The 20495-nt window shown below is 67.7% G+C and carries 17 protein-coding genes; 12 read left to right on the forward strand and 5 right to left on the reverse strand.

What is annotated here, in order from left to right; genetic code table 11:
* Positions 1-14: 14 nt before the first annotated feature.
* The 3 genes from SI859A1_RS07610 to SI859A1_RS07620 all read left to right on the forward strand — a co-directional run bounded on the left by SI859A1_RS07610 (position 15) and on the right by SI859A1_RS07620 (position 3070).
* The gene (locus tag SI859A1_RS07610; RefSeq protein WP_009209227.1) at positions 15-494 is read left to right on the forward strand and encodes a TRAP transporter small permease; all 480 of its coding nucleotides are present in this window, start codon (positions 15-17) and stop codon (positions 492-494) included.
* The gene (locus SI859A1_RS07615; RefSeq protein WP_009209228.1) at positions 491-1795 is read left to right on the forward strand and encodes a TRAP transporter large permease; all 1305 of its coding nucleotides are present in this window, start codon (positions 491-493) and stop codon (positions 1793-1795) included. Before SI859A1_RS07610 ends, SI859A1_RS07615 begins: the two co-directional genes overlap by 4 nt.
* A gap of 87 nt (positions 1796-1882) precedes the next feature.
* On the forward strand, positions 1883-3070 hold the full coding sequence (locus SI859A1_RS07620) for an AGE family epimerase/isomerase (protein WP_009209229.1): 1188 nt from the start codon (positions 1883-1885) through the stop codon (positions 3068-3070).
* A 65-nt stretch (positions 3071-3135) separates the two neighbouring features.
* Here the strand turns inward: SI859A1_RS07620 and SI859A1_RS07625 are convergent, their stop codons facing one another.
* Both SI859A1_RS07625 and SI859A1_RS07630 read right to left on the reverse strand, forming a co-directional pair.
* Positions 3136-4179 (reverse strand): Gfo/Idh/MocA family protein, encoded by a 1044-nt coding sequence (locus SI859A1_RS07625; RefSeq protein ID WP_009209230.1) that lies wholly within the window; start codon positions 4177-4179, stop codon positions 3136-3138.
* A 184-nt stretch (positions 4180-4363) separates the two neighbouring features.
* Entirely contained in the window at positions 4364-5935 is a 1572-nt protein-coding gene (locus SI859A1_RS07630; protein ID WP_009209231.1) for an aldehyde dehydrogenase (NADP(+)), read from the reverse strand.
* 394 nt (positions 5936-6329) lie between these two features.
* Between SI859A1_RS07630 and SI859A1_RS07635 the strand changes: the two genes are divergently transcribed.
* The 3 genes from SI859A1_RS07635 to SI859A1_RS07645 all read left to right on the forward strand — a co-directional run bounded on the left by SI859A1_RS07635 (position 6330) and on the right by SI859A1_RS07645 (position 9898).
* On the forward strand, positions 6330-7316 hold the full coding sequence (locus tag SI859A1_RS07635; RefSeq protein WP_009209232.1) for an aldo/keto reductase: 987 nt from the start codon (positions 6330-6332) through the stop codon (positions 7314-7316).
* Positions 7317-7498: 182 nt separating this feature from the next.
* On the forward strand, positions 7499-9175 hold the full coding sequence (locus tag SI859A1_RS07640; protein WP_009209233.1) for a thiamine pyrophosphate-binding protein: 1677 nt from the start codon (positions 7499-7501) through the stop codon (positions 9173-9175).
* A gap of 93 nt (positions 9176-9268) precedes the next feature.
* On the forward strand, positions 9269-9898 hold the full coding sequence (locus tag SI859A1_RS07645) for a glutathione S-transferase family protein (RefSeq protein WP_009209234.1): 630 nt from the start codon (positions 9269-9271) through the stop codon (positions 9896-9898).
* 92 nt (positions 9899-9990) lie between these two features.
* On the opposite strand, the gene SI859A1_RS07650 is transcribed toward SI859A1_RS07645, so the two are convergent.
* From SI859A1_RS07650 to SI859A1_RS07660, 3 genes are all read right to left on the reverse strand, one after another.
* Positions 9991-11949, reverse strand: a complete 1959-nt coding sequence (locus SI859A1_RS07650) for a TRAP transporter permease (protein WP_009209235.1) — start codon at positions 11947-11949, stop codon at positions 9991-9993.
* 112 nt (positions 11950-12061) lie between these two features.
* Positions 12062-13000, reverse strand: a complete 939-nt coding sequence (locus SI859A1_RS07655; RefSeq protein WP_009209236.1) for a TAXI family TRAP transporter solute-binding subunit — start codon at positions 12998-13000, stop codon at positions 12062-12064.
* A gap of 47 nt (positions 13001-13047) precedes the next feature.
* On the reverse strand, positions 13048-14124 hold the full coding sequence (locus SI859A1_RS07660) for an Ldh family oxidoreductase (RefSeq protein ID WP_040325517.1): 1077 nt from the start codon (positions 14122-14124) through the stop codon (positions 13048-13050).
* Positions 14125-14338: 214 nt separating this feature from the next.
* On the opposite strand from SI859A1_RS07660, the gene SI859A1_RS07665 reads away from it, so the two are divergent.
* The 6 genes from SI859A1_RS07665 (at position 14339) to SI859A1_RS07690 (ending at position 20493) form a co-directional block, all read left to right on the forward strand.
* Positions 14339-15091: an SDR family oxidoreductase gene (locus SI859A1_RS07665; protein WP_040325518.1), complete on the forward strand. Its 753-nt coding sequence runs from the start codon at positions 14339-14341 to the stop codon at positions 15089-15091.
* A 71-nt stretch (positions 15092-15162) separates the two neighbouring features.
* Entirely contained in the window at positions 15163-16095 is a 933-nt protein-coding gene (locus tag SI859A1_RS07670) for a dihydrodipicolinate synthase family protein (protein WP_009209239.1), read from the forward strand.
* Between the two features lie 286 nt (positions 16096-16381).
* Complete coding sequence (locus tag SI859A1_RS07675; RefSeq protein ID WP_050767476.1) at positions 16382-16864, forward strand: MarR family winged helix-turn-helix transcriptional regulator; 483 nt, start codon at positions 16382-16384, stop codon at positions 16862-16864.
* A 14-nt stretch (positions 16865-16878) separates the two neighbouring features.
* Positions 16879-18594: a thiamine pyrophosphate-requiring protein gene (locus SI859A1_RS07680; protein ID WP_009209241.1), complete on the forward strand. Its 1716-nt coding sequence runs from the start codon at positions 16879-16881 to the stop codon at positions 18592-18594.
* Positions 18595-18862: 268 nt separating this feature from the next.
* Complete coding sequence (locus SI859A1_RS07685) at positions 18863-19909, forward strand: TRAP transporter substrate-binding protein (protein WP_009209242.1); 1047 nt, start codon at positions 18863-18865, stop codon at positions 19907-19909.
* A gap of 35 nt (positions 19910-19944) precedes the next feature.
* Positions 19945-20493: a TRAP transporter small permease gene (locus SI859A1_RS07690; protein WP_148233774.1), complete on the forward strand. Its 549-nt coding sequence runs from the start codon at positions 19945-19947 to the stop codon at positions 20491-20493.
* Positions 20494-20495: the final 2 nt, after the last annotated feature.

Here is a 20495-nt window from a genome sequence, read left to right on the forward strand (position 1 = left end):
TTTCGGTAGAGTTCATGCATCGCATCCTCGACGCAGTCCACCTCGTCCTCAAGGTGGCACTGGGCCTGCTCGTCGCAGGCCTGATCATTCCCGTGACGATGCAGGTGCTGTCACGCTCAGACTACGTGCCCCGATATATCTGGACCGAGGAGATCGCCCGCTTCTGCTTCGTGTGGATGATCATGATCGGCGCCATGTGCGCGGTGCGCGACGGCACCCATTTCGATCTGGAAATCCTGCCGGAATCGGCCAATCCCAAGATTGAGCGGGCCAAGCGCATCTTCGTGCATCTGATGGTCTCGCTCGTGGCCGTGGTCTTCGTCTGGTACGGCTGGCAGTTCCTGCTCTTCGGCTGGTACCAGACCTCCGAAATCGCCTCGCTGCCGATGAACTGGATGTTCGTCGCCTGGCCGCTGATGGGGGTCGTCACGCTGCTCTTCATGGCCGAGAAGGTCATGATCGAACTGCGGCGCCCGCTGGGAGAGGTCGCATGACCCCCGGTTTCGTCGCCGCGCTGCTGTTCGGGCTGTTCCTGCTCTTCATCATCCTGCGGGTCCCGGTCGCCTTCGCGCTCGCTCTCGCCTGTATCCCGGTGTTCTTTCTTGAGCCCCGGCTGACGCCGATCCTGCTGCTGCAGGAGATGTTCCGCTCCTACAATTCCTTCGTGCTGCTGGCGGTGCCGTTCTTCCTGCTCGCCGCCAATCTGATGAACGCGGCGGGCATTACCGACCGCCTGATCCGATTGTCGCGGGCCCTGGTCGGGCACCTTCCCGGCGGTCTCGGCCACGTCAATGTCGTGGTGTCGATGTTCTTCGCCGGCATCTCGGGCAGCTCGACGGCGGACGCCGCGGGCATCGGCTCGCTGCTGATCCCGCAGATGAAGAAGGAAGGCTTCTCGGCCTCGTTCTCCGTCGCGGTGACCGCCTGTTCCTCGGTGATGGGCGTCGTCATCCCGCCATCGATCCTGATGGTGGTCTGGGGCGGGCTGATGTCGGTCTCGATCGGCGGCCTGTTCCTGGCCGGCATCATTCCCGGCATCCTGATCGCCGGCGCGCAGATGGCAACCGTCTACATCTATGCCAGGCGCCATGGCATGGGACTGCACACCCGCGCCACGTTCCGCGAACTTGCCGGTGCCTTCCTCGGGGCCGCGCTTGCTCTGATGACGCCGATCATCATCGTCGGCGGCATTGTCGGTGGCGTCTTCACGCCGACCGAGGCATCCGTGGTCGCCGCGCTCTATGCGCTGTTCCTCGGCATGGTCGTCTACCGGACCATCGGCCTGCGACTCCTGACCGAGGTGCTCTACGACACCGGACGCTTTGCCTCGATCGCGCTGTTCTGCATCGGCACTGCCAGCGCCTTCGGCTGGATCCTGGCTTATTTCAAGGTTCCGGCGGCGCTGGTCGCCTATGTGCAGGCGATGGATCTCGGGATCACCGAGATGGGCTTCGCGGTGGCGATCGCCTTCCTGATCATCGGCTGCTTCATCGACGCGATACCGGCGATCATCATCCTCGGTACGGTGCTCTGGCCGGTCACCCAGTCGGTCGGCATGCATCCGATCCACTTCGCCATGATCGGCGTGATCAGCCTCGCCTTCGGCCTGGTGACGCCGCCCTACGGCCTGTGCCTGCTGATCTCCTGTTCGGTTGCCGGCATATCGGTGAAACGGGTGATCAAGGACGTGGCGATTATCCTGGCCCCGATGCTGGCGATCCTCGCGCTGGTCATCGTGTTTCCGTCGATCAGCCTGTGGCTGCCGCGAATGCTGATGCCGCAATTCGTCAACTGAGCCATCGGTTGAGGGGGGAGGAGCGCGGCGCCCGGAAACGGTGCGCCGCGCTCTTTTTGTTGACCACACGATCGGGGGAAGACCCACATGACACGCAGCGATCGGCGGCCGGATTTCTGGCTCTACGACAAGGCGATGCCGTTCTGGATCGCGACGGCACGGGACAGCCGGCACGGCGGTTTCTTCGACCGGCTCTCGGCCACTGGTGAGCCTTATGAGGACGATCCCAAGACGACGCTGGTGCAGGCGCGGATGCTGTTCACCTGCGCCCATGCGCGGCTGAACGGCGGCGGCGAGGACTGCGTCGCCGGCGCCGAGACGGCATTGGCGTTCCTCACCGACCATCTGCGCGACCCGTCCGATGGCGGCTTCTACCGCGCGGTCGGCCGGGACGGCGACCCGGCCGCGCCCGGTGCGAACCGGGTCAAGGATGCCTACGACCACAGCTTCGTGCTGCTCGGCCTTGCCGCCTTGCTGCGGCTCGGTCCGTCGGAGACGGCGCGGACCCTCCTCGACGAGACCTTCGACTGGTTCCACGGCACGCTCTTCGATCCGTCGACCGGCGGCTATCACGAGGACGACCGGGCCACGCAGCCCGGCGAGCCCTATCCGCTGCCGCGCCGCCAGAACCCGCACATGCATCTCTTCGAGGCGCTGCTGGCGCTGCACGAGGCGACAGGCGAGGCGCGCTGGCTGCAGCATGCGCGGCGCATCGCCGAAATCTTCGCGGCGCATTTCTACGACGCCGACACCGGCTCGCTGCGCGAGTTCCTCGACCGCGATCTCGGCGAGGCGCCGCCGCCGGCCGGCCGCATCCGCGAGCCGGGCCACCAGTTCGAATGGGTCTGGCTGCTGCACCGCTATGCGACCCTTTCGGGCGACCGGCGCTTCGATGGCCATGCCGCGGCGCTCTACCGGTTCGGCTGGAACAACGGCACCCATCGGGGAGGTCGGCTGGGCGGCGGCGTCTATGACGAGATCGACCCGTCAGGCGCGCCGATCTCGACATCGATGCTGCTCTGGCCCCAGACGGAAGGCATCAAGGCGCATCTGGCGCGGGCCGAATCGGCCGGCGACGCGGAGGGCGTGGCGCGGGCCCGGCAGTTGACCAAGCTGATGTTCAAGCAGCACATCGCCGCCGACCGCCCGATCTGGCGCAACCAGATCGATCCCGACGGCAAGACGCTGCAGGCCGATGCGCCGACGCGGCTGCTCTACCATGTCGCCATGGCGATCGTCGAAGGCCAGCGGCTCGGCGCCTGGGAGGCGCAATAGCGCCAGTGCGGTCCACTGTCTGGTGCAACCCGCGCCGGCCGTAGATGGCAGGCGCGGGTGTGCCGTCAGGCGGGGGCTGCGGCGACCGCGACGCTGGTTCCTGTCCGTCCGGCCTCGATCAGCGCATCGATCAGGCGATGCACCTTCAGCGCCTCGCGGCCCGAGATGCGCGGTGCGCGCTCCCCGTCCAGCGCGTCGAGGAAGTCGGCGATGGCGCTGCGGTGCCAGTCATGCGGGAAATCCATCGGATTGGCCCCGGTCCCGCCAGCGGTCTCCAGCGGTGCCACCCGCTCGGTGCGGCCGTCGTGGAAGGTGACGTCGAGGCCGGTGCCGGCGAGGACCGCGGTCCCGTTACGGCAGATGAACTCGATGCGCTCGGCAAAGCCCGGATAGGCGGCGGTCGTCGCGTCGATGGTGCCGAGGGCACCGTTTTCGAAGCGGATACCGGCGGCGACCATGTCCTCGGTCTCCATCACATGCACCGGGCTGGTGGTGGCAAAGCCCCGCACCTCGGCCGGTCGGCCGGCAAGGCTCAGCATCAGGTCGAGCGTATGGATGCCCTGGGTCAGAAGCACGCCGCCGCCATCGCGGGCGAGGCTGCCGCGGCCGGGCTCGTCGTAATAGGCCTGCGGACGCCACAGCCGGATGATCGTCGAACAGCCGGCGATGTCGCCGAGATCGCCGGCGGCCAGCATCCGTGCGAGCGCCTCGGCGGCCGGGCGGAAACGGTGCTGCAGGACGATGCCGAGGGTGATCCCGGCGGCCTCGCAGGCCTCGACCATCTGCGTGGCGCGCTCCGTGGTGATCTCCAGCGGCTTTTCCAGAAGCACGTGCTTGCCCGCCGCCGCACAGCGCCCGACGATGTCGAGGTGGGTGTTGGGCGGGGTCAGGACGATGACGGCGTCGATGCTCGGATCGTCGAGGATCGTCTCCAGACGATCGCAGGTCGGGACCGGAAACTGCGCCGCGAAGGCCTCGCGCCGGGCCGCCGTGGGACTGTAGGCATAGGCGATCTCGACCCGGTCGGCGAGATCGTTGAGGCTGCGGACATGGGCGCCCACCACCATGCCGAGCCCGACCAGCGCGACCCGTCTTTTCCGAACTGCCAAGATTCGTTCCCCCCGAAGATGTCGTGAATTTTCCCCACGGCACTGTCGGCCATATGGCCGGCGATGCCAAGGGTCGAGACAGGTGCCGGACGGGCGGGCGCCATGCGGGCTTGCCGGAGCCCCAGACGAAAAAGCCCCCGGGACCGTCGGTCGCCGGGGGCTTCGTTCGTGGTCTGCGCGGGGCTTAGCCGAGCTTGCCGTCGATACGGCGCGGCACGTTCAGCGGGTTGGCCTCCTGCAGGGCCTTCGGCAGCAGCGCGTCGGGCATGTCCTGATAGCTCACCGGCCGCAGGAAGCGGGCGATGGCCAGCGTGCCGACCGAGGTGGAGCGGCCATCGGAGGTCGCCGGGAAGGGACCGCCATGGACCATGGCCGGGGCCACTTCCACACCGGTGCCGAAGCCGTTGACCAGGATGCGTCCGGCCTTTTCCTCAAGGACCGGCAGCAGCTTGCGGGCGTCGTCGTGGTCGCCCTCTTCCATGTGCAGGGCGATGGTCAGCTGACCCTCGACCGAGCCCAGGACCTTCTGCAGTTCCGCCTCGTCGGCGCAGCGCACGATCAGCGAGGTCGAACCGAAGACCTCTTCCTGCAGCTCAGGGTTCGCCAGGAAGTCGGCGGCCTTGGTGGAGAACAGGGCCGCCTGGCCCTGGAACTTCTCGCCGACCTTGCCTTCGGCCAGCTTCTGGACCTGCGAATGGCCGTCCAAACGCTTGACGCCCTCGCAATAGGCTTCATGGATGCCCGGCGTCAGCATGGTCGCGGCCGGAGCCTCGCCCAGCGCGGCGCTGGCGCCCTTGACGAAGCTTTCCAGGCCCTCGCCGTCGATGGCGAGGATGAGGCCCGGATTGGTGCAGAACTGGCCGGCGCCCATGGTCAGGGAGCCGACAAAGGCCTTGCCGATCGCTTCGCCGCGTGCGGCGAGCGCGCCGCCGAGCAGCACGACCGGGTTGATCGAGCTCATCTCGGCATAGACCGGGATCGGCTCGGAACGGGCCGCTGCGGTCGCCATCAGCGCCGTGCCGCCGCTGCGTGAGCCGGTGAAGCCAACCGCCTTGATGCGCGGATCGGCGACGAGGCCTTGGCCGATCACGCGGCCCGAGCCGAACAGCATCGAGAAGACGCCTTCATGCAGGCCGCAATCCTTGACCGCCTTCTGCACGGCCTTGCCGACCAGCTCGGAGGTGCCGGGATGGGCCGAATGGGCCTTGACGACGACCGGGCAGCCGGCAGCCAGCGCCGAGGCCGTGTCGCCACCGGCGACCGAGAAGGCCAGCGGAAAGTTGGACGCACCGAAGACGGCGACCGGGCCGACGGCGACATTGCGCAGACGCAGGTCGACGCGCGGCATCGGCTTGCGGTCCGGCATGGCCGGATCGATGCGGGCCTCGAGGAACGAGCCCTCGCGAACGGTCGCGGCGAACAGCCGAAGCTGACCGACCGTGCGGCCGCGCTCGCCTTCGACGCGGGCCTGGGGCAGGCCGGTCTCGGTCACGCAGCGCTGGACCAGCTCGTCGCCGATATCCATGATGTTCTGGGCGATCGTCTCCAGGAACACGGCGCGTGCTTCCAGATCGGTCTCGCGGAAGATCGGGAATGCCTCGGCGGCGAGCGCGCAAGCCTTTTCCAGATCGTCGGGGCCGGCCGCACCGAAGGCCGGCTCGAGCTTCTCGCCGGTTGCCGCGTCAAGGCCGTGGATGTCGCCTGCGGTTCCGTGTCGTGTCGCGCCTCCGATGAGGAGGTCTCCTGTCAAAGCCATCAATTCACCTGTCATTTGCAGCCATGCCCGCCACACCGAAGCGGACGAGCGATCCTGGGACCCGGAATGTTTGTCGCGGGTGGCGAGCTTTCAATGCATACATCGACATTAGGCAGCACGGCTGTCCACACGAAAGTCATGCGACGCGCCGGCACCATTCGCCGGTGACGTGCTTCACGTGTCATCATATGACGCTCGGGGCAAGGTCGACGATGTGCTATCGGTTCCCGGAAGGGCACGATCGGGGCAGTGGATACGTTATCCACCGGCCGTAGAGGGAGACGTCGTGCGGGGATTGCCGGCCGGGAGCGGCCGCCGCGGCGACGCGAGACCGGAGCGTCCGTATCTGTCTGCTAGGGCGGGCGGGCGCACGGCCAGTGAATGAAGAGGGAAAATGATGGAACGGCGCAGGCTTGGAACGGACGGACCGCAGGTGGCGCCCGTGGGGCTCGGCTGTATGAGCTTCGGCGGCATCTACGGGGCGACCGACGTGGCGGAGAGCCACCGCACGCTCGATCGGGCGATCGAACGCGGCATCGATCATCTCGATACGGCCGACGTCTATGGCGAGGGCGTCTCGGAGGAGGTGATCGGCAGCTTCCTGAAGGCCCGGCCGCACCGGTTCGTCATCGCCACCAAGGCCTCGATCAAGCGTGCGCCGCAGCGCAGCTTCGACAATTCGGCCGACTATCTGCGCGGCGCCCTGGAAGGCTCGTTGCGCCGGCTCGGCGTCGAGCATGTCGACCTCTTCTACATCCATCGCCGCGAGGCCGGGCGGCCGATCGAGGAGGTGATGGAGACGCTGGTGCGCTTCAAGGAGGAGGGCAAGATCGGCGCGATCGGCCTGTCGGAGATTTCTCCGGGCACTCTGCGCCGGGCCAATGCGGTGCATCCGGTGGCCGCCGTCCAGAGCGAATATTCCCTGTGGACGCGCCTGCCGGAGCTCGGTCTTGTGCAGGAATGCGAACGCTCCGGCACAGCGCTCGTCGCCTTCTCGCCGCTGGCCCGCGGCATGTTCGGGGCAAAGCCGCTGGTGCCGGCCGAGTTTCCGCCCGGCGATTTCCGCACCGCCAATCCGCGCTTCGTCGAGCCGAATTTCAGCCACAACCTCGCCGCTGCCAACCGCTTTCGTGCCTTTGCGGCCGAGCGGGGCCAGTCGCCGGCGGCGCTGGCGATCGCCTGGGTGCTGCATCGCTCGCCGCAGATCGTCGCCATTCCCGGCACGCGCAGCGCGGATCATCTGGACGACCACGCCGACGCGATGGCGATCACGCTGTCGGCGGAGGACACGGCCGCCATCGAGGCCGTGCTGCCGGTCGGCTTTGCCCATGGCGACCGCTATTCGGACGCCCAGTCCGTCGGTCCGGAACGCTATTGCTGAGCCGGCCCCAGGCGGCCGTTGCGGCGGTCTTGGCGATGGCCCTTCGGCCGCGCTAGACCTGAACGCAACAGCCCGGCCGGCTCGATCCACCGCCCGCTGACGCGGGTTTCATCCGGCGTGATCCTCGCGCCTTCCGCAGGACGGTCTTCAAGGCCGCGCATTCCTTCGAGGTCGATCTGAACATGACCCAGTCGCAAGCCAATGCCCGCAACGGTGGGCGCATTCTGGTGGACCAGCTTCTGAAGCAGGGGGCCGACACCGCTTTCTGCGTGCCCGGCGAAAGCTATCTCGCGGTGCTCGACGCGCTCTATGACAGCCGCGACGAGATCCGCCTGATCAATGCCCGCCACGAGGCCGGCGCCGCCAACATGGCCGACGCCTATGGCAAGCTGACCGGCAAGCCGGGCCTGTGCTTCGTGACCCGCGGCCCGGGCGCCTGCCACGCCTCGGTCGGCGTGCACACGGCGTTCCAGGATTCGACGCCGATGATCCTGTTCGTCGGCCAGGTTGGCCGCGACATGCGCGATCGCGAGGCCTTCCAGGAGATCGACTATCGCCGGATGTTCTCGCCGGTCGCCAAATGGGCGGCCGAGATCGAGACGACGGCGCGCATTCCCGAATATGTCGCACGAGCCTATCAGGTGGCGATGTCGGGGCGGCCGGGGCCGGTGGTGCTGGCGCTGCCCGAGGACATGCTGACCGAGATGGCGAGCGTCGGCGACGCGCCCAAGGCGATGCCTGTCGAGGGCCATGTCACGGCTGCCGATGCCGAGGCCATCCGGGCGATCCTCACGGAAGCGAAGAACCCGCTGATGCTGGTCGGCGGCAGCGGCTGGACCGATGCGGCGTGCCGCGACATCACCGCCTTCGCCGAGGCCAACGGCCTGCCGGTCGCCAGTTCGTTCCGCCGCCAGGACGTCGTTTCCGCAGCCTCGTCGAGCTTCGTCGGCGATTTCGGCACGGCCGGCGCGCCGAGCCTCGTCAAGCGGATGGCGGAGGTCGACGTGCTGTTCGTCGCCGGCGCGCGGCTCGGCGAGATGACCACCAAGGGCTATACGACGCTCGATTCGCCGTCGCCGCGCCCGCGGCTCATCCATATCCATTCCGGCGCCGAGGAGGTTGGCCGGGTCTATCAGCCCGAGCTCGGCCTCTGCGCGTCGCCGGCCTCGCTTGCGTCGGCTCTCGCCGAGGAGAGCTGGTTCGAGCCGTCGCGCTTCGAGGGCTGGCGTTCGCAGCTGCGCCAGGAGTTCCTGGCCGACGTGGAGCCGGAGCAGGAAGCCGGTCCGCTGGATCTGGCGGCCGCCTTCACCACATTGCGCGAAGAGCTTTCGACGGACGCCATCGTCACGCTCGACGCCGGCAACCATACCGGCTGGCCGCAGCGCTATCTGCGTTACGGGCGGCCGGGTCGGCAGATCGGCTCGACGGCCGGCGCGATGGGCTATGCGGTGCCGGCGGCCGTCGCTGCCGCGATCGCGCATCCCGACCGCACCGTCATCGGCTGCGTCGGCGACGGCGGCTTCCAGATGAGCGGCCTCGAACTGGCGACCGCCGTCCAGTACGGCGCAACGCCGATCATCTTCGTCTTCGCCAACGGCACCTACGGCACGATCCGCATGCATCAGGAGCGGGAATATCCGGTCCGGGTCGTCGGCACCGACTTGCAGAACCCGGATTTCGCGGCCATGGCGACGGCGTTGGGCGCCCATGGCGAGCGGGTGACCAGCAATGACGAGTTCATGCCGGCCTTCGAGCGGGCGCGTGCCTCCGGCAAGGCCGCGCTGATCGAGCTCGTCACCGATCCCGAGCGCATCTCCACCCGCACCACGGTCACGAAGCTGCGCGCCCTGGCGAAATAGCCATCCGGTTCGGCCTGCGGTCGGTCATCGCGCCGCCGCAGGTCGCCATGCCTCGACTATCTCTAACACAGCACTCTGGGAGGATTTGCACCGATGATCGATCTCTACACCTGGGCGACGCCCAATGGCCGCAAGGTCTCGATCGCGCTGGAGGAAATGGGGCTTCCCTACGAGGCCCACGCCATCGACATCACCAAGGACGAACAGTTCGATCCCGCATTCCTGAAGATCGCGCCGAACAACAAGATCCCGGCGATCGTCGACCGCGACAACGGCCTGACGCTGATGGAATCGGGCGCGATCCTGATCTATCTGGCGGAAAAGTCGGGCAAGCTGCTGCCGACGGAGCCGATCGCCCGGATGAAGACGCTCGAATGGCTGATGTGGCAGATGGGCGGCTTCGGCCCGATGCTTGGCCAGGCGCATCAATATCTGAAGTTCAACAAGGGCAAGGCGCCCTTCGCGGAGGAGCGCTTCGCCAAGGAAGTGCGCCGCCTCTACGGTGTGCTCGACACCCAGCTTGGCCGCGAACAATATGTCGCCGGCGAGTATTCCATCGCCGATTTGTCGATCTGGCCGTGGGCGTCGCGGCATGAATGGCAGGAAATCTCGCTCCACGACTTCCCGAATGTGAAGCGCTGGTATGTGGAACTGGCCGGCCGCGAGGCGGTGCAGAAGGGCTATCACGTGCCGAAGTTCACGCAGGACATCCCGATGCCCTGATGCGGCATCGGCCGTCATGGACGGCCGGCGCCGAGGAGACGGTTCTCGGAAATGGGAAAAGGCGGGGCGCCCGGCGCCCCGCCTTTTTCGTGTCAGCCGTTGCGCGGGTGGCCGCTGTGGGCCGAGGCTTCCAGCAGGTCGCCGGGCTCGATCGGCGCGTTCTGCGGCGCCTCCACGTGGCCCGGATCGACCATCGGCCGGTTGCGCGGCACGAAGTCCGGCGCCGGCCAGCGCCAGTTGAGGAACAGGCCCAGCGCGCCGAGGCCGGCGCCGATCATGTCGGTCGTCAGGCCCGGCTTGATCAGCGTGAAGGCGGCAGCGATGTAGAGCAGCCGCGTCGGCCAGTTTGCCGGCTTCAGGAGATAGCCGGACAGGCCGCCGGTGAGCAGCGTGACGCCGGTGATCGAGGTCACGACGGACATGGCCACCTTGTCCCAGTCGCCGATCAGCAGCAGGGACGGGCCGAAGACGAACATGAACGGGATGATGTAGCCCGTCAGCGCCAGCTTGACCGCCGCGATGCTGGTGTCCCAGACGGCCGAGCGACTGATGCCGCAGGCCGCATAGACGGCGATCGCGACCGGCGGGGTGATCGCCGACAGGATGGCGAAGTAGAGCACGAACATGTGCGCCGCCTCGACCGCCACGCCGAGCCGGACGAGGGCCGGGACGAGCAGGGCCACCTGGACAATGTAGGCCGGCGTCGTCGGCATGCCCATGCCCAGCACGATGCCGGCGACCATGGTGAGCAGCAGCGCCGGCAGCAGCATGTCCTGCGCTGCGGCGCGCACGACGCTGGTGAAGGTCAGGCCGAGCCCGGTCTGGGCGATGACGCCGATGACGATGCCGGCTGTGGCGCAGGCCATGGCGACGATCACCGAGTTGATCGCGCCGGCCTCGAGGCCGTCGATTAGCTTGGCCATGGTGAATTCGCTGCGGGTGGTGCTGCGCATCAGGACCACCGGCACCACGGACAGGATGCCCATCAGCGCTGAGAAGGGTGCCGAGAAGCCGACCATCAGCGTGCCGATGATGATGAACAGTGGCAGGAACAGATGGCCGCGTTCGCGCAGCACCTCGCCGACGCGGGGCAGATCGGCCTTGGGCAGTCCTTTCAGGCCCTGCTTCTTGGCCTCGAAATGCACCGCAAGAAAGACCGCGAGATAGTAGAGGAGGGCGGGCAGCAGCGCGAAGGCCGCGACCTTCAGATAGCTGACGCCGAGAAACTCGGCCATGACGAAGGCCGCGGCGCCCATGATCGGCGGCATGATCTGGCCACCGGTGGAAGCGACCGCCTCGACGGCGCCGGCGAAGTGCGGCGGATAGCCGATGCGCTTCATCAGCGGGATCGTGAAGGTGCCCGTGGTCATCACGTTGGCGACGGCCGAGCCTGACACCGAGCCGAACAGGCCCGAGGTGACGACGGCGACCTTGGCCGGGCCGCCGGCCTGGCTGCCGGTCAGCGCCAGGGCGAAATCCATGAACAGCTTGCCGATGCCCAGCCGTTCGGCGAGGGCGCCGAAGATGACGAACAGGACGACATAGGTGGCCGAGACCTGCGCCGGGATGCCGAACAGGGCATCGGTCGTCATGTACTGGTACTCGAGCAGCCGGATCAGGTGGGTGTTGGTGAAGAACACCTGATAGCCGAGGAAGATCAGCGCGGTGATCGGCAGGATCGGGCCGATGGCGCGGCGCGTGCCCTCCAGGACGACGACGATCATCAGGATGGCGAAGCTGATGTCGGTGGCCGAGACCGGGCCGACATAGGCCATGCGGGTGTTGAAATATTGCTGCTCGACGATGGGGTAGGCCGAGGCTGCGAGCGAGCCGACCAGGAACAGCCAGTCGAGCGGCGAGGGGGCCTTGCCCTGGCGCGAGGCGAACATCGGCAGGGACAGATAGGCCAGCACCAGCGCGAAGCCGAAATGGGTGGCGCGCAGGGTGAAGGCGTTGGGCGGCCCGAAATAGGCGACATAGAGGTGGAACAGGCTCATCGTCACCGCGACGACGGTGATTGTTCGCTTCAGCCAGACTTCGTGTCGTTCCATGTCACCCCCCGTGGACGGGCCGAATTGCCGACCCGTCGGCCAGCTGGCTCAAGCGCCCGCCGGTCATAAAAGGCGTGCGGCTCCTCCCGAAGCCGCACGCCCGCCATTCTGCTTACATCTCGACGCCGTTGGCCTTGTAGAAGGCCTTGGCACCCTCGTGCATCGGCACGCCGACGTCCTGGGCCATCTCTTCGACGGTGATGTCCTTCATCGCGGCGGCGATGGCGGCGAGATCCTGACGGTTCTCCCACATCTGGCCGAGAATGCCCTCGACCACGCCGGCATCGAGATCGCAGCGCGCGATCACGTGGGTTGCGTAGCCGACGGCGCTGACGTCCGCGTCCTGCCCCGGGTAGGAGCCGGCGGGGATGGTCACGGCGGTGTAGCCCGGATTGATCTCGGACTTCATCTTGGCGATGAAATCAGCGTCCAGCGGGACCAGCTTGATCTCGGACGAATTGGCGAGATCCATGATGGCCGAGGCCGGCACGGTGGTGCCGAGGGTGAAGATGTCGGAATTGTTGTCCTGCATCAGCGACACGCCGTCCGAATAGGACACGTAGTCGACGGTCGACAGGTCGTCATAGGTCATGCCGGCGGCCTGCATCACGGCGCGGGTCACCTGCTCGGCGGTGTTGCCGACCGGCTGGGTGGCGAGACGCTTGCCGGCGAAATCCTCGACCTTTTCGATGCCGGTGCTGGCGGTCGTGACGATCTGGAAATACTGCGGATAGAGCGTCGCGAGATTGCAGACATTGTCGGCTTCGCCTTCGAAAGGCTCGCGTCCCTTGATGGCGTCCACCGTCGAGATGGAATTGGCGAAGCCCAGGTCGGCGGCGCCGTTCTGGACGCCCTGGACGTTGGCGACGCCGCCGCCCGGCAGGACCTGGATCGCCACGCCATCGGGCGCCATGCCCTGGATCGCGCCGCCCAGCGGATACCACGAACCGCCCTGCGGACCGGTCATGAACCGCAGCTGCTGTGCCTGTGCCGGCATGGTCATGGCGATGCCCGCCGCCGTGAGCGCGAGCGTCAGTAGGGTCTTCTTCATGTCGTTTTTCCTCCCAGAATTGCTGTCCGCCCGTCAAAGGCGGTCGGTCACGTCGACGCGCCCTCCCGCTCGAACAGGAAGGCGGCACCCGCCCGTTCGGCAATCTCGCGCAACTGCGCGGCGAGCTTCGAAGACAAGGGGATGCCGTGCGCCAGCCTGTCGGCCTCGCGGGCATATTCGGGGTCGCCGGCCACCATCACCGGATGGGCCGGGTCGATCGGATCGGTCGCGCGCAGGCCATCGACCATGCGGTCGAGGTCGGCCTCGAAAGCGGCGCGCGAGCCGCGGATCATTGCGGGATCGAGGGCCAGGATGAAATGGCCGACATCGTGCTTCTGGCCGGGCTTGCCGCGCAGCGGTGTCAGCGCGGCGCCGGACAGGACGCTGGACAGGACCTCGACCATGGTCGCCAGCCCGTAGCCCTTGTGGCCGCCCAGCGGCGCCAGCAGCGGATCGAGCAGCGCAAGATTCGGATCGCGCTGGGGCGTGCCTTGGCGGGTCAGCGCCCAGCCTTCCGGCAGTTCGGTCTCGGCCCGCTGCGCCAGCTTGAGCTTGCCGATCGCGGCGGTGGAGGTCGCCATGTCGAGAAGGAAGGGCTGGCCGCGGGCCGAGGGGGCGGCAAAGGCGATGGGATTGGTGCCGAGCTTCGGCGCCAGCCCGCCGGTCGGCACGATGCCGGCCCGCCAGACCGAGGAGGTCGAGATGCCGACGAGACCCTGTTCGGCGAGCCGCCGGACATAGACGCCGGCGGCGCCGTAATGGTTGGAGTTGCGGATCGAGATGGCGGAGATGCCGAAACGTCCGGCCCGCTCGGCGGCCATGTCGACGGCCATCATGCCGGGCACTTGGCCGAAGCCGGCATCGCCGTCGATCAGCGCGACCGCGCCCATGTCGTGCACGACCTCGATGTTCGGCGTCGCGGTGGCGCCGCCATTGCCGAGTTGCTGGTCGTAGAGCGGAAGCAGGGTCAGGCCATGGGAATCGATGCCCATCAGGTCGGCCGCCACCAGCACGTCGGCGGTGACCGCCGCATGCGCATCGCTCATGCCCCATGCGGACAGAATCGCCAGGGCCTGTCGCCGCCACGTCGCGCTGGCGACCCTCTCGGCTGTCTCGGACTGCATGCCGTTTCCTCCGGCCGGTTCTTGCTGCGATCTTATGACAGGGCGATCGCTTGGGATGGACGCCACCATCCGCTGCCGACGTTGTCAAGCGGCATCGCGGCAGCGTATGGGAGCGGTGGCACCGACGAACGACCACACGTCGCCATGCTGCAATGGCGTTTCGCGGGGGCGAAGCGCGACCAGGTCGTATGATGAATCAGGGGAGGTCGACGCGATGACGTCGCAGAACAAGATTGCCGTGGTAACCGGCGCAGGAACCGGCGTTGGCAAGGCCATCACCACGGCGCTGGTCGCCGACGGGTTCACGGTCGTGATGACCGGTCGCCGCCGCGAGGTGCTGGACGAGGCGTCCAAGGCCATCGGCGAGGCGCAGACCGTCGTCGTGCCGGCCGACATCTCCGACAAGGCCTCCGTCACGGCCCTCTTCGCCGAGGTCGAGAAGCGCTTCGGTCGCCTCGACCTGCTGGTCAACAATGCCGGCGCCGGCTCGCCGGCCATCCCGATGGAAGAGCTCACCGCCGAGCAGTGGAACACAGTGGTCGGTGCGAATCTCACCGGCGCGTTCTTCTGCACGCAGGAAGCCTTCCGCATGATGAAGGCCCAGACGCCGCATGGCGGCCGCATCATCAACAACGGTTCGGTTTCGGCGACGACGCCGCGGCCGAATTCCTCGCCCTACACCGCGACCAAGCACGCCATCACCGGCCTGACCAAGGCGACGGCGCTGGATGGCCGGCCGTTCGACATCGCCTGCGGCCAGATCGACATCGGCAACGCTACCACCGAGATGACCGCGCGCATGTCGAAGGGCGTGCTGCAGGCGGACGGTACGACGGCGGTCGAGCCGACCATCGACGCCGCCCATATCGGCCGGTCCGTGGCACACATGGCGAGCCTGCCGCTGGACGCCAACGTGCTGACGATGACCGTCATGGCGACCCAGATGCCCTTCGTCGGTCGCGGCTGACGCTGCCGCACATCGTCCGGGCCGCACCGGCCCGGACGCCTTCGAGACTGATCAGCAGAGCAGGAAACACGATGACCGCATGTTCCGCCGTCCGGCCCTATCGCGGGGTCTATCCCGTCGCGCCGACCATTTTCACCGAGGACGGTGCGCCCGATCTCGACGGCCAGCGCCGGGCGCTCGACTTCATGATCGACGCCGGATCGACCGGCATCTGCATCCTGGCGAACTTTTCCGAGCAGTTCGTCCTGTCCGATGCCGAGCGCGACGAGCAGATGCATCTGGCGCTGGAGCATGTCGCCGGCCGGGTGCCGGTGATCGTGACCACCAGCCATTTCTCCACCGATGTGTGCGTGGCCCGCTGCAAGGCTGCCGAGGCCGCCGGCGCCGCCATGGTCATGGTGATGCCGCCCTATCACGGCGCGACCTTCCGGGTCGGCGAGAAGCAGGTCTTCGCGTTCTTCCAGGCCCTGTCCGACGCGATCTCCATACCGATCATGATCCAGGACGCGCCGGTCGCCGGCACGCCGCTGCCGCCGGCACTGCTCGCCCGCATGGCGGCCGAGATCGAGAACGTCTCCTATTTCAAGATCGAGACGGCCGGCGCCGCGTCCAAGCTGCGCGAGCTGATCGCGCTCGGCGGTGACGCGATCGAAGGTCCGTGGGACGGCGAGGAGGCGATCACGCTGATGGCCGATCTCGACGCCGGCGCCACCGGCGCCATGACCGGCGGCGGCTTTCCCGACGGCATCCGGCAGATCATCGATCCCTATTTCGCCGGTGACCGCGAAGCGGCTGTCGCGGCCTATGCCCGCTGGCTGCCGCTGATCAATTACGAGAACCGGCAGACCAGCTTCGCCACGGCGAAGATCCTGATGAAGGAAGGCGGCATCATCGCCTCCGACGCCGTGCGCAAGCCGATCACCCCGGCGCATCCGGACACGCGCGCCGGTCTCCTGGAGCTTGCCCGCACGCTGGACCCGCTGGTCCTGCGCTGGGGCCGCTAGGCGCCCGAGCCCCGCGGTTGGCGGACGCTTGATCCGTTCGACGGGGAGGGTGGTCGCCGGCTCAGCGATGACACGACCGACGGCCCGGGTGCTCTCCAGCGCCCGGGCCGTTCGTCATGCTGGCACGGGAAACTTGCCTGCCGGCCGGCAACCCCTGCTTGCCGCCGCCCGAAACTGGTTTGTGATAGAACTAGTTGCGGCGGGTCTTTCTCTCGCCTAGCCTCCGGTCATGGTCGCCCCTGCGGCGGCCCGGGCGGTGACGTCCGGCGGCCTTGGGAGGGGAAGCATGTCAGCGACACGGCAGGCCGCGGAGCCGGACCATTCCCTGCGGGTTGACGATCCGGTCCGCCGTGGCGCGCTGGACGACTACATCGCCTTTCATCTGCAGATTGCGCAGAACGCCTCGTTCAAGGCTTTCAAGCGCCATGCGGCGCAGGCCGATCTGCGGCCCGGCCATTTCGCCTTGCTGTCGCTGATCAACGACAATCCGGGCGTCACGCCGCTGGCGCTGAGCCGGGCGGCCGGCCGCGACAAGTCCACCCTGACGCCGGTGCTGCGCGATCTCGACCGGGCAATGCTGATCCGGCGTTGCCCGAGCACGGCCGATCGCCGCAGCCACGGTCTGCACCTGACCGACAAGGGCAGTGAGAAGCTGGCGCATCTGGCCGAATGCGCCGCCCGTCACGACCGGGAACTGGACGCCATCGTCGGGGCGGGCAAGCCCGCGCTCCTCGACATGCTGCGCCGCCTGATCGCTGCGCTGGATTGAGAGGAACGCCACCGATGTACACCGCCAGCACCGCCTTTCTCGAAGCCCTCATGGAAGCGGGCGTCACCCACCTCTTCGTCAATTTCGGCAGTGACCATCCCGGGCTGATCGAGGCGATCGCCGAGGCCCGCGCCGAGGGGCGCCCGGTGCCCCGCGTCATTACCTGTCCGAACGAGATGGCCGGGATGAGCGCGGCGCAGGGCTTCGCGCAGGTCTCCGGACAGGCGCAGGCCGTGATCGTCCACGTCGAATGCGGCACCCAGGCGCTGGCCGGCGCGGTGCACAACGCCGCCAGGGGCCGCGTGCCCATGCTGATCTTCGCCGGCGCCTCGCCCTTCACCCAGGAAGGCGAGATGCGCGGCAGCCGCAACGAGTTCATCCAGTGGATCCAGGACGTGCATGACCAGCGCGGCATCGTGCGCGGCTACATGAAATACGACAACGAGGTGCGCACCGGGCGCAACGTCAAGCAGCTCGTCCACCGGGCCATGCAGTTCGCCGGCTCCGAACCCCGTGGCCCGGTCTATCTGATGGGCGCGCGCGAGGTGATGGAGGAGGAACTCGCCGAGCCGGTGACGATCGATCCCGGTCAGTGGGGCGCGCTCGCCCCCGCCGCGCTGCCCGAGGCGGCGGTCGGCACCATCCTCGACGCGGTTGCGAACGCCGAGCGGCCGCTGGTGGTGACCTCCTATGTCGGGCGCAATCGCGAAGCGGTGCCCGAACTCGTCCGCTTCTGCGAACGTCTCGGCATCGGCGTTCTGGAATCCGTGCCGAACGCCATGAACTTCCCGCACGACCATCCGCTCTATCGCGGCAACCAGTGGAACGAGCCGCGCCAGAACGCGGCGCTGGCCGAAGCCGACTGCGTCATCATCATCGACAGCGACGTGCCGTGGATCCCGACCATCAGCAAGCCGGCCGGGGATGCGACGATCATCCATCTGGACGTCGATCCGCTGAAGGAGGCGATGCCGCTCTGGTATATCGGTGCGCGCCACGCCTTCCGCACCGATGCCGCGACCGCCCTTGCGCAGCTCAATGCCGGGCTCGACGCATGGCAGCCGGCAGCGGAGATCGTCGATCGGCGCAGCCGCCATCATGCCGCCGCCAGCGCGGCCCGGCGCGAGGGCCTTGTCGCGCTCGAAGCCGGAGTGCCGGACACGATCACGCCGGAATTCGCCACGGCCTGCGTGCGCCGGCACATCGACGCCGACACCATCGTCCTCAACGAGGGCATCACCAATTATCCGGTGATCTTCAACCACATGCGGATGACCGAGCCGGGCTCGATCTTTACCTCCGGCGGCGGCTCGCTCGGCTGGAACGGCGGGGCGGCCATCGGTGCCAAGCTCGCGGCGCCCGACAAGACGATCGTCGCGATGACCGGCGACGGCTCCTACATGTTCTCGGTGCCGTCCAGCGTGCACTGGATGGCGGCCAAATACGGCACGCCATTCGTGCAGATCGTCTACAACAACCGGGGCTGGAAGGCGCCGCGCTTCTCGGCGATGGGCGTCCATCCGGACGGCTATGCCAGCCGGGCCGACGATCTCGACATCGGCTTCGACCCGCCGCCAAAATATGCCGACATCGCCGCGGCGGCCGGCGGCGCCCATGCGCGCCGGGTCGAGCGGCCCGACGAACTGGAGGCGGCGGTGGCCGAGGCGTTCGACATGGTGCGCAATCAAGGTCGCTCGGCGGTTCTCGACGTCTGGCTGGCTTCCGCTTGAGGAACGCCGGGGTCGCGATCAACCGGGCGCATGCAGGCCGGAATGTCTGGCACCGCTTGCCGTCCAGCGGTTCTCCGACGATGGTCGCACGGCAATGGGGAAGGGATGGCTAAGCCCTGCGCGGCGTGACAATCTAGTTGGAAGCAAAACGAGTTTGCCGGCACAGCCGGAGGTCGAACGAGGCAAGCGGGACGCGGCGGGAGATGATCCGCATCCCGAGACCGGGGCACCGAGGGTGTCGTCCGGAACGAGCTAAGAGGAGGACGCGATGTTGAGGATGAAGAGACGGCAGTTCCTGGCGGCGACGGCGGGCGTGCTCGCGGCCCCCGCGCTGATGCGCAAGAGCTGGGCGGCCGAGCCCGAGGTGACGCTGAAGCTGCATCACTTCCTCGGCCCCAAGGCGCCGGCGCACAGCCAGATGCTGGAGCCCTGGGCCCAGTCGATCGAGGCCGATTCCGGCGGCCGGGTGAAGATCGAGATTTACCCCTCGATGACCCTTGGCGGCGCCCCGCCGCAGCTCTTCCGGCAGGTCGCCGACGGCGTCGTCGACATCGTGTGGACGGTGAACGGCTATACGCCCGGTCTCTTCCCACGCTCGGAAGTGTTCGAGCTGCCGACCATCTTCACCAACGACATCGCCGCCGCCAATCTGGCGATGCGCGAGATGTACGACGAATATCTGGCGCCCGAATACGAGCCGGTGCATCTCCTGTTCAACCACGTCCATGCCGGGCAGGCGATCCAGATGGCCAACAGCCCGGTCCGCACGGTTGCCGATACCCAGGGCAAGAAGCTGCGCGTGCCGGGGCCGACCGGCAACGACGTCGTCACCGCGATGGGCGCGACCCCGGTCACCATGCCGGTGCCGGACCTGCCGCAGGCGCTGTCGACCAATGCCGTCGACGGGGCGCTGATCCCCTGGGAGATCATTCCGCCGCTGAAGCTGCAGGAGGTGACCCAGTACCAGATCGAGGGACCGGACAAGAACCGGTTCGGCACGACCACCTTCCAGGTCTCGATGAACAAGGGGCGCTGGGAAGCGCTGCCGGACGATCTGAAGGCGGTGTTCGACAAGAACTCCGACGAGGCCTTCCTGCGCAAGGTCGCCGAGATCTGGCGCGGCGCCGACGATCACGGCATCCAGGTCGCGGTCGACGCCGGTAACGAGCACATCCAGCTCACCGCCGAGGAGATGCAGACCTTCAACGACGCGCTCGGACCGGTTGTCGACAAATGGCAGGCCGACCACACCGACTTCGATTCCGCGGCCCTCGTCGCGGCGGCGCGGGCGGCCATGGACAAGCACAAGTCCTGATGGTCCGCGGCCACACAAATGGCGACGGGGCATTCATGCCCCGCCGCACCGGCCGGCTGGCCGCCGGCGTCCGGCTGGTCGCACGCCTCGTGCGCTACTGGGCGCTGGGCGGCGGCGTCCTTTTGACCGGGCTGGCCGTGATGACGGCGCTGAGCGCCGGCTCGAACATCGCCTTCTCGGCGCCGTTCCCGGCCGACCACGAACTGGTCAAGCATTTCGTCGCCATCGGCATTTTCATGTTCCTGCCGTACTGCCAGCTGGCCGGCGCCAACGTGACGGTGGATATCTTCACCGAAAGCATGAGCGAGGGGGCCAAGGCCGCGATGGCGCTGTTCTCGGCGATCTTCACGGCGGCCTTCGCGCTGCTGCTCTTGCGCCAGATGTCCTACGGCTTCGGCAGCTACATCCAGTACCCGGAAGTCACGCCGGTGCTGAAGCTGCCGCTGTGGACCGCCTTTCCGCCCATCCTCTTGTCGCTCGCGCTGCTCTTCCTCGCGGCGATGGTGACGATCCTCGACGGGGTCGCCGGCATGCGCGGCCAGCCGAAATGGACCGAGGACCCTTCTGCGACAGCGAGCGAGTAGAC

Source organism: Aurantimonas manganoxydans SI85-9A1 (genome assembly GCF_000153465.1).
Taxonomy (GTDB): domain Bacteria; phylum Pseudomonadota; class Alphaproteobacteria; order Rhizobiales; family Rhizobiaceae; genus Aurantimonas; species Aurantimonas manganoxydans.